Annotated in this window: 11 protein-coding genes; 7 read left to right on the top strand and 4 right to left on the bottom strand. The window is 47.0% G+C overall.

Annotation, left to right across the window (positions count from 1 at the left end; all coding sequences use genetic code 11):
* The first annotated feature begins 22 nt into the window (after positions 1-22).
* From atpD to glmU, 3 genes are all read left to right on the top strand, one after another.
* Positions 23-1,426 (top strand): F0F1 ATP synthase subunit beta, encoded by a 1,404-nt coding sequence (gene atpD, locus GZN30_RS12885; RefSeq protein WP_075648140.1) that lies wholly within the window; start codon positions 23-25, stop codon positions 1,424-1,426.
* A gap of 18 nt (positions 1,427-1,444) precedes the next feature.
* Entirely contained in the window at positions 1,445-1,867 is a 423-nt protein-coding gene (locus GZN30_RS12880) for a F0F1 ATP synthase subunit epsilon (RefSeq protein ID WP_075648139.1), read from the top strand.
* A gap of 147 nt (positions 1,868-2,014) precedes the next feature.
* A complete protein-coding gene (gene glmU, locus GZN30_RS12875) occupies positions 2,015-3,376 on the top strand; it encodes a bifunctional UDP-N-acetylglucosamine diphosphorylase/glucosamine-1-phosphate N-acetyltransferase GlmU (protein WP_075648138.1) in 1,362 nt (453 codons plus the stop codon).
* Positions 3,377-3,446: 70 nt separating this feature from the next.
* On the opposite strand, the gene GZN30_RS12870 is transcribed toward glmU, so the two are convergent.
* Positions 3,447-4,187, bottom strand: coding sequence for an amino acid ABC transporter permease (locus GZN30_RS12870; RefSeq protein WP_075648137.1), 741 nt, complete (start codon positions 4,185-4,187; stop codon positions 3,447-3,449).
* Between the two features lie 118 nt (positions 4,188-4,305).
* Between GZN30_RS12870 and GZN30_RS12865 the strand changes: the two genes are divergently transcribed.
* Positions 4,306-5,082, top strand: coding sequence for a transporter substrate-binding domain-containing protein (locus tag GZN30_RS12865; protein WP_075648136.1), 777 nt, complete (start codon positions 4,306-4,308; stop codon positions 5,080-5,082).
* Between the two features lie 33 nt (positions 5,083-5,115).
* On the opposite strand, the gene punC is transcribed toward GZN30_RS12865, so the two are convergent.
* A complete protein-coding gene (gene punC / locus GZN30_RS12860) occupies positions 5,116-6,327 on the bottom strand; it encodes a purine nucleoside transporter PunC (RefSeq protein WP_075648135.1) in 1,212 nt (403 codons plus the stop codon).
* A gap of 156 nt (positions 6,328-6,483) precedes the next feature.
* Between punC and punR the strand changes: the two genes are divergently transcribed.
* On the top strand, positions 6,484-7,386 hold the full coding sequence (punR, locus tag GZN30_RS12855; protein WP_075648202.1) for a DNA-binding transcriptional activator PunR: 903 nt from the start codon (positions 6,484-6,486) through the stop codon (positions 7,384-7,386).
* Positions 7,387-7,444: 58 nt separating this feature from the next.
* Here the strand turns inward: punR and fadA are convergent, their stop codons facing one another.
* Both fadA and fadB read right to left on the bottom strand, forming a co-directional pair.
* Positions 7,445-8,623 carry an acetyl-CoA C-acyltransferase FadA gene (fadA, locus tag GZN30_RS12850; RefSeq protein ID WP_075648201.1) on the bottom strand — a complete coding sequence of 393 codons (1,179 nt, stop codon included), beginning with the start codon at positions 8,621-8,623 and terminating at the stop codon, positions 7,445-7,447.
* A 13-nt stretch (positions 8,624-8,636) separates the two neighbouring features.
* Positions 8,637-10,808 carry a fatty acid oxidation complex subunit alpha FadB gene (fadB, locus tag GZN30_RS12845; protein WP_075648134.1) on the bottom strand — a complete coding sequence of 724 codons (2,172 nt, stop codon included), beginning with the start codon at positions 10,806-10,808 and terminating at the stop codon, positions 8,637-8,639.
* Between the two features lie 200 nt (positions 10,809-11,008).
* Between fadB and GZN30_RS12840 the strand changes: the two genes are divergently transcribed.
* The gene (locus GZN30_RS12840; protein ID WP_075648133.1) at positions 11,009-11,635 is read left to right on the top strand and encodes a YigZ family protein; all 627 of its coding nucleotides are present in this window, start codon (positions 11,009-11,011) and stop codon (positions 11,633-11,635) included.
* Positions 11,636-11,668: 33 nt separating this feature from the next.
* Positions 11,669-13,126, top strand: coding sequence for a TrkH family potassium uptake protein (locus GZN30_RS12835; RefSeq protein WP_075648132.1), 1,458 nt, complete (start codon positions 11,669-11,671; stop codon positions 13,124-13,126).
* The last annotated feature ends 3 nt before the right edge of the window (positions 13,127-13,129 follow it).

The raw sequence follows: 13,129 nt of genomic DNA, 5'->3' as shown, positions 1-13,129 counted from the left end.
GAAATAGTTTAGAGGATTAACGATGGCTACAGGTAAGATCGTACAGATCATCGGTGCGGTAGTCGACGTAGAGTTCCCACAGAGCGATGTACCTAGTGTATATGACGCTCTAAACGTAACGGACTCAAAAGAACGTCTAGTTCTTGAAGTTCAGCAACAGCTAGGCGGTGGCATAGTTCGTTGTATCGTTATGGGTAGCTCAGATGGTTTACGTCGCGGAGTAGAAGTTGTAAACACTGGCGCTCCAATTTCAGTACCAGTAGGTACTAAAACCCTAGGTCGTATCATGAACGTTCTAGGTGACGCGATTGACGAGCGTGGCGAAATCGGTGCAGAAGAGGTTTACTCTATCCACCGTGAAGCGCCAAGCTACGAAGAGCAATCAAACGAAACAGCACTTCTAGAAACTGGTGTTAAAGTAATCGACTTGATTTGTCCATTCGCTAAGGGTGGTAAAATCGGTCTATTCGGTGGTGCAGGTGTAGGTAAGACCGTTAACATGATGGAACTTATCAACAACATCGCACTACAACACTCAGGTCTATCTGTGTTTGCAGGTGTTGGTGAGCGTACTCGTGAAGGTAACGATTTCTACTTTGAAATGCAGGAAGCAGGTGTTGTAAACATCGAAAAACCTGAAGAATCAAAAGTAGCAATGGTTTACGGTCAGATGAACGAGCCACCAGGCAACCGTCTACGTGTTGCACTGACGGGTCTAACGATGGCAGAGCGTTTCCGTGACGAAGGTCGTGACGTACTACTGTTCATCGATAACATCTACCGTTACACACTTGCAGGTACGGAAGTATCAGCACTGCTAGGTCGTATGCCATCAGCGGTAGGTTACCAGCCTACACTTGCTGAAGAAATGGGTGTACTACAGGAGCGTATCACGTCAACTAAGCAAGGTTCTATCACGTCTGTACAGGCGGTATACGTACCTGCGGATGACTTGACTGACCCGTCTCCAGCAACAACGTTCGCGCACTTGGATGCAACGGTTGTACTTAACCGTAACATCGCAGCAATGGGTCTATACCCAGCGATCGACCCACTAGATTCTACATCTCGTATGCTAGATCCATTGGTTGTTGGTCAAGAGCACTACGACACAGCTCGTGGCGTTCAGCAAACTCTTCAGCGCTACAAAGAGCTGAAAGATATCATTGCGATCCTAGGTATGGACGAGCTATCTGAAGCAGATAAGCAAGTTGTATCTCGTGCACGTAAGATTGAGCGTTTCCTAACTCAGCCTTACCACGTAGCGGAAGTATTTACAGGTGACCCAGGCGTATACGTACCTCTTAAAGAGACTCTACGTGGCTTTAAAGGTCTACTAGCTGGTGAATACGATGACATTCCAGAGCAAGCGTTCATGTACTGCGGTACTATCGACGATGCTATCGAGAATGCTAAGAAGCTATAAGGCTAACTAGGAGGCGATATGGCACCAATAACCTTTCATCTAGACGTAGTAAGCGCTGAGAAAAAGCTTTTCTCTGGTCGCGTTGAAACGTTCCAGGTGACCGGTAGCGAAGGTGAGCTGGGTATTTTCCATGGCCACACTCCGCTGCTGACCGCTATTAAGCCTGGTATGGTGCGTATTGTGAAACAGCACGGCCACGAAGAGTTCATTTATGTCTCTGGTGGTATGGTAGAAGTTCAGCCTGGTACAGCGACTGTACTGGCTGATACTGCTATCCGTGGTGAAGATCTAGACGCAGCGAAGGCAGAAGAAGCTAAGCGTCGCGCTGAGGAGAATATCCAGAATCAGCACGGCGACATGGACTTCGCACAAGCGGCCAGTGAACTGGCTAAAGCCATTGCTCAGCTACGAGTTATCGAGCTGACTAAAAAACGTCGTTAATCGATATTAACGGTGTTTAATATGTGAGAAAGGCGGCCTGTTGGTCGCCTTTTTGTTTATTTATTAACGTCAGGCATTAACTAATGGACTAATGCTGACTACAATATGCGCCAGTTGAAACAAATATAACGTCATAGGTTCTACATAATGAAATTTAGCGCTGTCATTCTTGCTGCGGGTAAAGGCACTCGCATGTATTCCAACAAGCCGAAGGTTTTGCACACATTAGCCGGCAAACCAATGGCGAAACATGTGATTGATACCTGTGTCGGCTTGGGCGCACAGAATATTCATTTGGTTTATGGCCATGGCGGCGATCAAATGCAAGCTGAATTAGCGGCAGAGCCAGTAAACTGGGTATTGCAAGCGGAGCAACTTGGTACTGGTCACGCGGTCGATCAAGCTTCTGATCAATTTGAAGATGATGAGAAGATCTTGGTGCTTTATGGTGATGTGCCGTTGATCTCGTCTGAGACGATTGAGAACCTACTTGATGCGCAACCAACTGGTGGTATTGCACTCTTGACTGTGGTTTTGGATAACCCTATGGGTTATGGTCGTATCGTGCGTAAGAACGGTCCTGTTGTGGCTATCGTTGAGCAAAAAGATGCGACGGATGAGCAGAAACTGATTAAAGAGATCAACACTGGCGTTATGGTGGCGACTGGGCGCGATCTGAAACGTTGGTTGTCAGGCTTAAACAACGACAACGCGCAAGGTGAGTACTACCTAACCGATATCATTGCAGCGGCGCACGAGGAAGGTCATGCCGTTGAAGCGGTTCACCCAGTCAATCCAATTGAAGTGGAAGGGGTGAATGACCGTGCACAACTGGCTCGTTTGGAGCGTGCGTACCAATCAATGCAAGCTCAGAAGCTGCTTGAACAAGGCGTGATGCTGCGCGATCCAGCGCGTTTCGATTTACGCGGTGAGCTACAGTGTGGCTTGGATGTCGAAATCGACGTGAACGTGATTATTGAAGGTTCGGTTTCAATTGGCGATAACGTAAAAATCGGTGCTGGCTGCGTACTGAAAGATTGTGAAATCGATGACAATACCGTAATCCGCCCATACAGTGTGATTGAAGGTGCGACGGTTGGTGAAGAGTGTACGGTTGGTCCATTCACACGTCTACGCCCTGGCGCTGAAATGCGCAATGATTCTCACGTGGGTAACTTCGTCGAAGTGAAAAATGCTCGTCTTGGTGAGGGCTCTAAAGCCAACCACCTGACTTATTTAGGTGATGCTGAAATTGGTCAACGCGTTAATATTGGTGCAGGTGTGATCACTTGTAACTACGATGGTGCGAATAAGTTTAAGACCATCATTGGTGATGACGTATTTGTTGGCTCAGATAGTCAACTGATTGCGCCTGTGACGATTGCTAATGGTGCAACGATTGGTGCTGGTACTACTTTGACCAAAGATGTGGCAGAAGGTGAGTTAGTGATCACTCGTGCCAAAGAGCGCAAAATCGCTGATTGGCAGCGCCCAGTTAAGAAGAAGTAATGTCGAACTTCTGCGTTAACTAGCTTAAAACCGCTCCCAAGAGCGGTTTTTTATTGCCTAATATTTAGAGTTAATAACTTGGGATAGCGATACGCTTTTCTAGCCAACGTACCGCTTGAGAAACCAATAGAATCAATATTAGGTATTCAAGGACGAGAAAGGTGTAGATCTCGAGTGGTAAGTACTCGGTGACCACCAGTTCATTGGCTCGTCTTGTTAGATCGCTTAAACCAATCACACTCACCAGTGAGCTCATTTTTAGAATATAGACAAATTGGTTGCCCAGTGGTGGCAATATTTGTCGAAATGCTTGCGGAAGAATCACTAAGCGCATGGTTTGCCAATAATTCAGTCCGAGTGATTCTGCGGCTTCGTGTTGCCCTTTACGTATCGCTTGAATCCCACCACGAAAGACTTCCGCCATGAAAGCGCTCTCGGCGATAGTGAGTGCTATCACCCCTGCCCAAAAATGATTCAATGAGATATCCATCAGAGTAGGCATACCATAGTAAACCCACAGCAGCAGCACCAGTACCGGAATTGAGCGAACAACCTCAACGTAGAGGCGGTTAAACCATTGTAGCGGTTTACTCTTGGACAGTGCGGGTAGAGCGATAATCAGCCCTAAAGACATCGCGAGTAACATGCTGAGCAACGAGATCTGTATTGTGTCGTTAAAGCCTGCTAATAAAAATGTCAGGTTGGTTCTGCCTTGCTCAGTGCTCGGGTCGAGTACATACCAGCCCCATTGATAATCGGAACATCCGGTTAGCATGAGTAAACTGAGTAGCCAAAGTCGTTGGTAGTTCACAGTTACTCCCTAAACTTGTGAAAAACAGTCCTTGTAACAACTATGTTACCAATGAAGACCGTTTAATGGTTAATAATTAAACGGAATATATTGGTCGTCTTGCTTTCGAGGGAATGAAATGAAAAAAATATTATTGGGCTTAGGGCTGGGTTTAGTGATGGTCGCACAGGTGGCGCAGGCACAAAGTCGTTTGCATCAGATATTGGATAGTGGGGTGCTGCGAGTCGGCACGACGGGGGACTGGAACCCAATGACGATTAAAGATCCTGCCACGAACAGTTATCGTGGGTTTGATATTGATGTTACGCGCGAGCTTGCTAACGATCTTGGCGTAAAAGTGGAGTATGTCGCCACGGATTGGAAGACCTTAGTTAACGGTATTACTGCGAATAAGTATGATATTACCGGTAGTGCTTCTCTGAATATGTCACGCGCTAAAGTTGCTGGTTATAGCCAGCCTTATTTTTATCTCGCTTTTGTGCCAGTAGTGCAAAAGAAAGATCTCGCAAAATACAGTGATTGGAGTGATTTTGATCGACCTGAAGTTAAAGTGGCGGCGACGTTGGGGACAGTACAAGAGAAGATGGTTAAGGCGTTTTTTCCATCCGCGAAGCACATTGTGATTGAAGCGCCGGCGCGAGATTTTCAAGAGTTGCTTGCTCGTCGTGCTGATGTGTCAGTGACGTCCAATGTTGAGGCTGCGACGCTGGTGGAGAAGTTTAACCAATTGGCGATTGTGCCAGTCAAACAACCGCGTAAACCAACCCCAATCGCCATGCTATTGCCACAAGACGATCAGGTGTGGATTAACTATATCAACCACTGGGTTGAGCTAAAGCAAACTCAGGGGTTCTTTAAAGCCACGGCAGAAAAGTGGGGATTGCCAAGTCTTTGATAGCAAAAGAGCCGCGAATGCGGCTCTTTAAACTTACTCTTCGCTTACAACGCGTGAATTATCTGGCGTGGTGAAGTGTTGAGAAAGCTCTCGGTTGGAAACGATATAACCCACCCACATACCAAGCATACAAATCACAATAGCAATACCCGTTGCTTGCTGTGCTTGGCTTGCCAGCGCAGCCACTAATGCACTGGATAGGCTGCTCACACTGATTTGTAGGCTATTTTGCAGACCCGCTGCTGTAGCCGGGCTTTGTTTAGCGCTACCCAACGCGCGGTTAACCACGATTGGGTACATTGCGCCGTTAGCGACCGCAATCAGACAGAATGGCGCGAGAATTGGCCAAATTGAACTTAATTCCCATTGTGATGCGATAAAAATCATTAATGAAGCAACACTGAATAGTCCCACCAATTGGCGTAGCACTTTTTCGTCACCATATTTAGCCACCATCACCTTGCCTAGCCAGCCACCAGCCATAAAGGCGATGGTTTGTGGGATAAAGCTAAGACCAATGTCTTTTGCCTCATAACCCAGTTGCGCCATGATTTCTGGCATGCCTGTTAGGTAAGCAAAGAAAGCCGCCGATGCGGTCGCAAACATCATCACGTTACCTAAGTAAGTTTTTGAACTCACTAGAGCGCGAATGTCAGCTGCGACTGAGGTCTGTTTAGTTTCTACTTGTTCTTGTGGTTGGCGCATTGTCGCCATAACAAGCAATACACCCATAACGGTCAGCGCGTAGAAGATGCTGTGCCAACCAAAGCTATCCGCGAGTAACACGCCCAATTGGGGTGCGAGTGCAGGAGAAAGCGCAACCAGTGGCATTATGGTGGCAAAGATCTGTTGGCTTGAGTTGCTGTAACGCTTAATGACCATTGCTTGCCAAATTACTGCCGGCGCACAAACACCGATAGCTTGAACAAAGCGCAGTGCCAGCAGTTGCCAAACTTGATCGCTAAACGCGAGACCCAGTGAAGAGACGGTAAATAGCGCCAACCCCACCGCCAGAGTATTACGGTGACCAAATTTATCTGACGCTAGGCCCCAAAGTAGCTGACCGCTTGCCATACCAACCAAAAATACGGTGAGAGAAAGTGCGATTTGTTCTGGACCGGTAGCAAAATCGACTTCCATCATCTTAAATGCTGGAAGGTACATGTCGGTGGCAATGAAGCCAAGCATAGAGAGTGCTGATAAATAGAACAGCTGCAGTTTTGACACTTTAGGGGAGACGTTCATCTTATTACCATTCAAAAAAATTCATTTATAAAGGTTTGCCACACTCTTCTGTAGAGCATGTTATTCAATGTCTCGCATTCTATTTTTGGAAATTGATAAAATGAAACGTTAATATTTGTGGTTATCAATCAAAAATTTTGAAGGCTAGCTATGAGCGTGTTTTCCCGTAACTCACTGAAGATGATCGACACCGTGGCTCGGCTGGGTAGTTTTACTGCGGCCGCTGAGGTTTTACATAAAGTCCCTTCGGCGATCAGCTATAGTGTCAGACAGATGGAACAAGATCTCGATGTGGTGCTTTTTAAGCGCTTACCGAGAAAAGTGGAGTTAACTCCAGCCGGTGAAGTGTTCTTAACCGAAGCGCGCGCAATGTTACGACAAATGGAAGAGGTGAAGAGTCAAACTCGACGCGCTGCTCATGGTTGGCAAAAAACCTTGAAGTTGACTTTAGACAATGTGGTGCGTTTGGATCAAATGAAGCCGTTGATCGAGGCATTCTATGCCACGTTTGAGCATGCAGAGCTACAGATCAACATGGAAGTATTTAATGGATCCTGGGAAGCGATTTCACAAGGTCGCGCGGATATTGTGATTGGCGCGACCGCGGCGATTCCGGTTGGCGGTGACTTTGAAGTTAAAGAGATGGGGGTATTGGACTGGGCATTTGTGATGTCGCCAAGCCATCCATGTGTGCGTGAGCAAGTCCTGACCGAAGAGTTTGTTAGTCAGTTTCCGGCGATCTGTTTAGATGACACATCGAATGTATTACCTAAACGTCATACTGTGCACTATCCACAACAAAGACGCTTGTTATTGCCTAATTGGTACAGCGCGATAGAGTGCCTGAAAAACGGTGTTGGTGTCGGTTATATGCCGAGACACATCGCTCAACCTTTGATTGAGGAGGGCGTACTGGTGGAAAAAATTCTGCCTGAGGATAAGCCATTAAGTTATTGCTGTTTGGTGTGGCGAAAAGATGAAAACCACAAAATGATTGAGTGGATGGTGGATTACCTAGGCTCAAGTGAACAGTTGTATAACGACTGGTTGCGCGCATAAAAAACGCCAGCGAGTCGCTGGCGCTTGCTTAAGGTTCGCTCTGATACTGACAGCGTGATTACTGAGGACGCTCGAATACCGTTGCAATACCTTGACCTAGCCCGATACACATAGTAGCTAGACCGTACTTGGCATCTTTCGCTTCCATTAGGTTGATTAGCGTAGTTGAGATGCGCGAACCAGAACAGCCGAGTGGGTGACCAAGTGCAATCGCACCGCCGTTCAAGTTCACTTTCTCATCCATAACCTCGAGTAGACCAAGGTCCTTGGCGACAGGCAATGCTTGCGCCGCAAAGGCTTCATTGAGCTCAACCACATCCATATCTGCGACAGTCAGCCCCGCTCGTTTAAGCGCTTTCTGTGTTGCAGGTACGGGTCCATAACCCATGATAGAAGGATCGCAACCAGCGATCGCCATGCTCTTGATGTAAGCGCGAATCGGCAGACCAAGTTGCTTGGCTTTTTCTTCACTCATGATCAGCATCGCTGAGGCACCATCAGATAGTGCAGAGGAAGAGCCTGCAGTGACCGTTCCATTGGCTGGGTCAAACACCGGACGCAATTGTGAGAGCCCCTCAACACTGGTTTCAGGGCGGATCACTTCATCGTCTTCAAGCAGCATTAAAGTACCATCCGCTGCATGTCCCTCTGTCGGCAGGATTTCGTTCTTGAAACGTCCCTCAACCGTTGCAGCATGAGCTCTGGCATGCGAGCGTGCAGCAAACTCATCTTGTTGCTCTCGACCTATGCCATGCAACTTACCGAGCATTTCAGCCGTTAAACCCATCATGCCAGCCGCTTTAGCTACGTTTTTAGCCATACCTGGATGGAAATCAACGCCATGGTTCATTGGAACATGACCCATGTGTTCGACCCCTCCAATCAGACAGATCTCTGCGTCGCCAGTCATAATCGCACGGGTACCATCATGCAGTGCTTGCATTGATGAGCCACATAAACGGTTGACGGTTACTGCTCCCACTTCAATAGGTAAGCCGGCAAGCAGAGCGGCATTGCGCGCGACATTAAAGCCTTGTTCCAATGTTTGTTGTACGCAGCCCCAGTAGATATCTTCAATCTCACTTGGATTAACCTGTGGGTTACGCGCTAGGATGCCTTTCATTAAATGGGCAGAGAGATCTTCTGCGCGCACATTACGAAAAGTGCCGCCTTTTGAACGTCCCATTGGGGTTCGAAGACAGTCAACGATTACTACTTTTCTTGTCTCTATAGTCATTTTCGATTCCCCCTTAAATTGAACTTTGCTGCTGACTGGCATAAAAGAGTTCGCCTTTAGCTGCCATATCTATCAACAATTGCGGCACTTGGTACATGGCACCTAAATGCTGGTATTGCTTGGCTTGTTCAATGTAAGTATCGAGCCCCATTTGGTCGAGGTAGCGGAATACACCACCTCGGAATGGTGGGAAGCCGAGACCGTAAATCAACGCCATATCCGCTTCTTGTGGTGAAGCAATAATGCCTTGCTCAAGACACAGCACGACTTCATTGATCATCGGGATCATAGTGCGGGCGATAATGGTTTGATCATCAAAGGTTTGTTTGTCTTGGCAAACCTCTGCGATCTGGCTAAGGATCGAAGGGTCAAATGTTTTCTTTGGTTTGCCTTTGCGATCCGTTGTGTAGCTGTAAAAACCGTTGCCATTCTTCTGACCGTATTTTTCTGCTTCAAACAGAACATCAATCACGTCGCGCTCTGTTTTTGCCATTCGCTCAGGGAACCCTTGTGCCATCACCGCTTGAGCGTGGTGAGCGGTATCAATACCGACGACATCGAGTAGATAAGCAGGTCCCATTGGCCAACCAAACTTACGTTCCATGACTTTATCCACTTGAGTGAAGTCAGCGCCGTCACGTAACAGCAGGCTAAAGCCACCAAAGTACGGAAACAGGACGCGGTTAACGAAGAATCCAGGGCAATCATTCACGACAATAGGGGATTTGCCCATTTTTGCCGCGTAGGCGACCACGCGATTGATGGTTTCCTCTGATGTGTGCTGACCACGAATGATTTCGACCAATGGCATACGATGCACAGGGTTGAAGAAATGCATTCCACAGAAGTTTTCTGGGCGTTGGAGTGATTTCGCTAATAGGTCGATTGGAATTGTTGATGTATTAGAAGTAATCACCGTATCTTGCGCGACATTTTGTTCGACTTCGCTTAATACGGCTGCTTTAATTTTCGGGTTCTCGACGACCGCTTCCACAATCACATCGGCTTGCTCAATGCCCGCATAATGTAGGCTAGGCGTGATAGAGCCGAGGATGCCAGCCATCTTAAAGCCATTAATACGTCCGCGTTCTAGGCTCTTGTTGAGTAATTTCGACGCCTCATTCATCCCCAAATCTAACGACGCTTGGGCAATGTCTTTCATCATTACCGGTACACCTTTCAGGGCCGATTGGTAAGCGATGCCACCACCCATGATACCTGCGCCCAGCACGGCAGCTCGTTGGGTCTCTTTATTGGCTGATTTCGCCGCTTTTTTAGCAATACCTTTGATGTATTGATCGCTAAGGAATAGACCGACGAGTGCACTTGCTTCAGGGGACTTGGCTAAACCAACAAAGTACTTACGCTCAACATCGAGGGCTTCGTTACGTGCCAGTGTTGCGCCTTCTTCGATGGTCTTCACTGCCGCCATGGGAGCCGGGTAATGTGGTCCCGCTTTTTGCGCGACTAAGCCCTTCGCCATGGTAAAACTCATCATGGCTTCGAGCTTACTCAGTGTTAGCGCTGAGGTTTTTTGCTTGCGTCGTGACTGCCAATCGACTTGCTCGCCGATTGCTTGATTGAGCGTTGTTAAAGCCGATTGGGTTAGCACTTCAGTATCGACAACCGCATCAAGCAGACCAATTTTTAGCGCTTCATTAGCGCGGCATGCTTTACCTTGGGTGATGATTTCCATTGCGCTATCAGCCCCAATTAGGCGTGGCAGTCGAACACAGCCACCAAATCCAGGCATGATGCCGAGTTTCGTTTCTGGTAATCCAATGCTGGTGGTTTTATCACCAATGCGGAAGTCGGTAGCGAGTACACACTCACATCCTCCACCAAGCGTATGTCCTTTCAGTACCGATATGGTAGGGAAAGGCAAATCTTCCAGCTTAGAAAATATTTGGTTAGCGAACTGTAACCATTGGTCCAGTTCTTCATCGGGTTTGGCAAACAGACCAAGGAATTCGGTGATATCCGCTCCAACGATAAAGGCATCTTTATCACTGGTCAGCATCAAACCACGAATACTGGCGTTTTGTTTGAGGGCGTCGAGTGCAGCGTCTAGCGATTCAAGCGTAGCTAAATCGAGTTTGTTCACCGAGTTTGGAGAGCTAAAACAAAGCTCGGCGATACCGTCTTGCACTTCCTTTACACGTAGGGTGTTGGCTTGGTAAATCATGTCTATCTCCGTGACATTCAATCTACTATTGGAATTTTTATTGTGATACGTCTTGTTTCGCTTCTAGTGTGGACGGGTGAATGTTTAATTTCAACACAAAATTCAAACAAGTGTTTAACATTGTGATTTGAGTATTCCACTCTTCTCTTGCTAAGGGCTCGTGATAAACTTGCTATCACTATGTATTTTGCAAGTAAATCATGAACGATAAGCCCTATTTGATTCCCGCACAGCCGGTGATTTTTGAAGAAGAGATTAAAAAGAGTCTCTTTATTACCTATTTGGCTCATACGCCCAGTATTGCCACGGCAAAGTCTTTTGTGGATGAGATAAAAAAGAAACACGCAGATGCTCGACATAATTGCTGGGGATTTGTCGCTGGGCGCCCAGAAGACTCAATGCAATGGGGGTTTAGTGATGATGGCGAACCATCAGGTACCGCTGGAAAGCCGATCTTGGCGCAACTATCTGGTTCAGGGGTTGGCGAAATCAGTGCCGTTGTGACGCGATATTATGGTGGAATTCGCTTGGGAACAGGCGGTTTGGTGAAAGCTTATGGTGGTGGTGTACAACAAGCTCTTAAGCAGCTTCAAACAATCGAGAAAAAAATCACCACATTAATAACGCTCCAGTTAGACTATGGTTTTATGCCAGTCGCACAATCGTTATTTGCTCAGTTCGGTGTGCAGGAAGTTGAGGCACAATACAGTGATGAAGTTGTACTTACCCTTGAAATTGAAGTGCGTGAGTTAGAGGCGTTTACCCAAGCTATCATCAATAAGAGTGGCGCTAAAGCCATTGTTACCCCGCTTAAAGGGATTAAATAGGAAGTCAGAAGCCTAGCTTCACACATCTAAGCAATGCAATTTCGATCAATTATCCGAATCGTAGGGCTGTTACTCGCCCTGTTTAGCGTCTCGATGCTTGCCCCTGCCTTGGTAGCGTTAATCTACCGAGATGGCGCTGGTGTACCGTTTGTGACGACTTTCTTTGTTCTACTTTTTTGTGGTGCAATCTGTTGGTTTCCCAATCGTCGTCATAAGCATGAACTTAAAGCGCGAGATGGCTTTTTAATTGTTGTTCTGTTCTGGACGGTTATCGGCAGCGCCGGTTCCTTGCCATTTTTACTCGCTGATAATCCTAGTGTGTCGGTAACGGATGCCTTTTTTGAATCCTTTTCCGCGTTAACGACCACGGGTGCGACAGTGATTGTCGGTCTTGACCATTTACCTAAAGCGATTTTGTTCTACCGTCAATTCTTACAATGGTTTGGCGGGATGGGGATCATCGTGTTAGCCGTTGCTATCCTGCCGGTGTTAGGTATCGGCGGAATGCAGCTTTATCGAGCTGAGATTCCCGGACCAGTAAAAGACAGCAAAATGACCCCACGTATTGCCGAGACAGCAAAAGCGTTGTGGTACATCTATTTAAGTTTGACGATAGCCTGTGCAGTCGCGTTTTGGTTGGCGGGGATGACACCGTTTGATGCTATTGGTCATAGTTTCTCAACCATCGCTATTGGTGGCTTCTCTACCCATGATGCGAGTATGGGCTACTTTGATAGTTACGCGATTAATATGATTACCGTGGTATTCCTATTAATCTCAGCGTGTAACTACTCATTGCACTTTGCTGCTTTTGCTTCTGGTGGTGTACACCCAAAATATTATTGGAAGGATCCTGAGTTTCGCGCATTCATCTTTATTCAAGTGCTGCTATTTCTCGTGTGCTTTTTGATGCTACTTAATCATCACTCTTATGACACTATCTATGAAGCATTCGATCAGGCGCTGTTCCAAACCGTGTCAATTTCAACCACCGCAGGTTTCACCACCACCGGATTTGCTGAGTGGCCACTGTTTCTACCCGTGTTGTTATTGTTCTCTTCTTTTATAGGGGGATGTGCCGGCTCGACAGGTGGCGGCATGAAAGTTATCCGAATCTTGTTGCTGACATTGCAAGGCGCTCGTGAACTGAAACGTTTAGTACATCCTCGAGCGGTCTATACGATTAAGTTAGGAGGCAGTGCACTTCCTCAGCGAGTGGTTGATGCAGTATGGGGATTCTTTTCTGCATACGCGTTGGTATTTGTTGTCTGTATGTTGGCGCTGATTGCAACAGGTATGGATGAGTTAAGCGCATTCTCTGCGGTTGCGGCAACCTTGAATAATCTCGGTCCTGGTCTAGGAGAAGTTGCGCTGCATTTTGGTGAGATTAACGATAAAGCTAAATGGGTATTAGTGGTGTCGATGTTGTTTGGACGACTTGAGATATTTACCCTACTTATATTACTGACACCGACGTTTTGGCGTAGCTAAGGA

This window comes from Vibrio ponticus (genome assembly GCF_009938225.1).
GTDB classification, from domain to species: Bacteria; Pseudomonadota; Gammaproteobacteria; order Enterobacterales; family Vibrionaceae; genus Vibrio; species Vibrio ponticus.
Note: the sequence above shows the minus strand (reverse complement) of the source record. Positions and strands in the feature narration are given on the sequence as shown.

Coding starts and splice junctions, on each gene's coding strand:
- fadA (WP_075648201.1), bottom strand. CDS start 8,623: ATGACTATAGAGACAAGAAAAGTAGTAATCGTTGACTGTCTTCGAACC.
- GZN30_RS12865 (WP_075648136.1), top strand. CDS start 4,306: ATGAAAAAAATATTATTGGGCTTAGGGCTGGGTTTAGTGATGGTCGCA.
- punC (WP_075648135.1), bottom strand. CDS start 6,327: ATGAACGTCTCCCCTAAAGTGTCAAAACTGCAGCTGTTCTATTTATCA.
- glmU (WP_075648138.1), top strand. CDS start 2,015: ATGAAATTTAGCGCTGTCATTCTTGCTGCGGGTAAAGGCACTCGCATG.
- GZN30_RS12880 (WP_075648139.1), top strand. CDS start 1,445: ATGGCACCAATAACCTTTCATCTAGACGTAGTAAGCGCTGAGAAAAAG.
- fadB (WP_075648134.1), bottom strand. CDS start 10,808: ATGATTTACCAAGCCAACACCCTACGTGTAAAGGAAGTGCAAGACGGT.
- GZN30_RS12835 (WP_075648132.1), top strand. CDS start 11,669: ATGCAATTTCGATCAATTATCCGAATCGTAGGGCTGTTACTCGCCCTG.
- GZN30_RS12840 (WP_075648133.1), top strand. CDS start 11,009: ATGAACGATAAGCCCTATTTGATTCCCGCACAGCCGGTGATTTTTGAA.
- atpD (WP_075648140.1), top strand. CDS start 23: ATGGCTACAGGTAAGATCGTACAGATCATCGGTGCGGTAGTCGACGTA.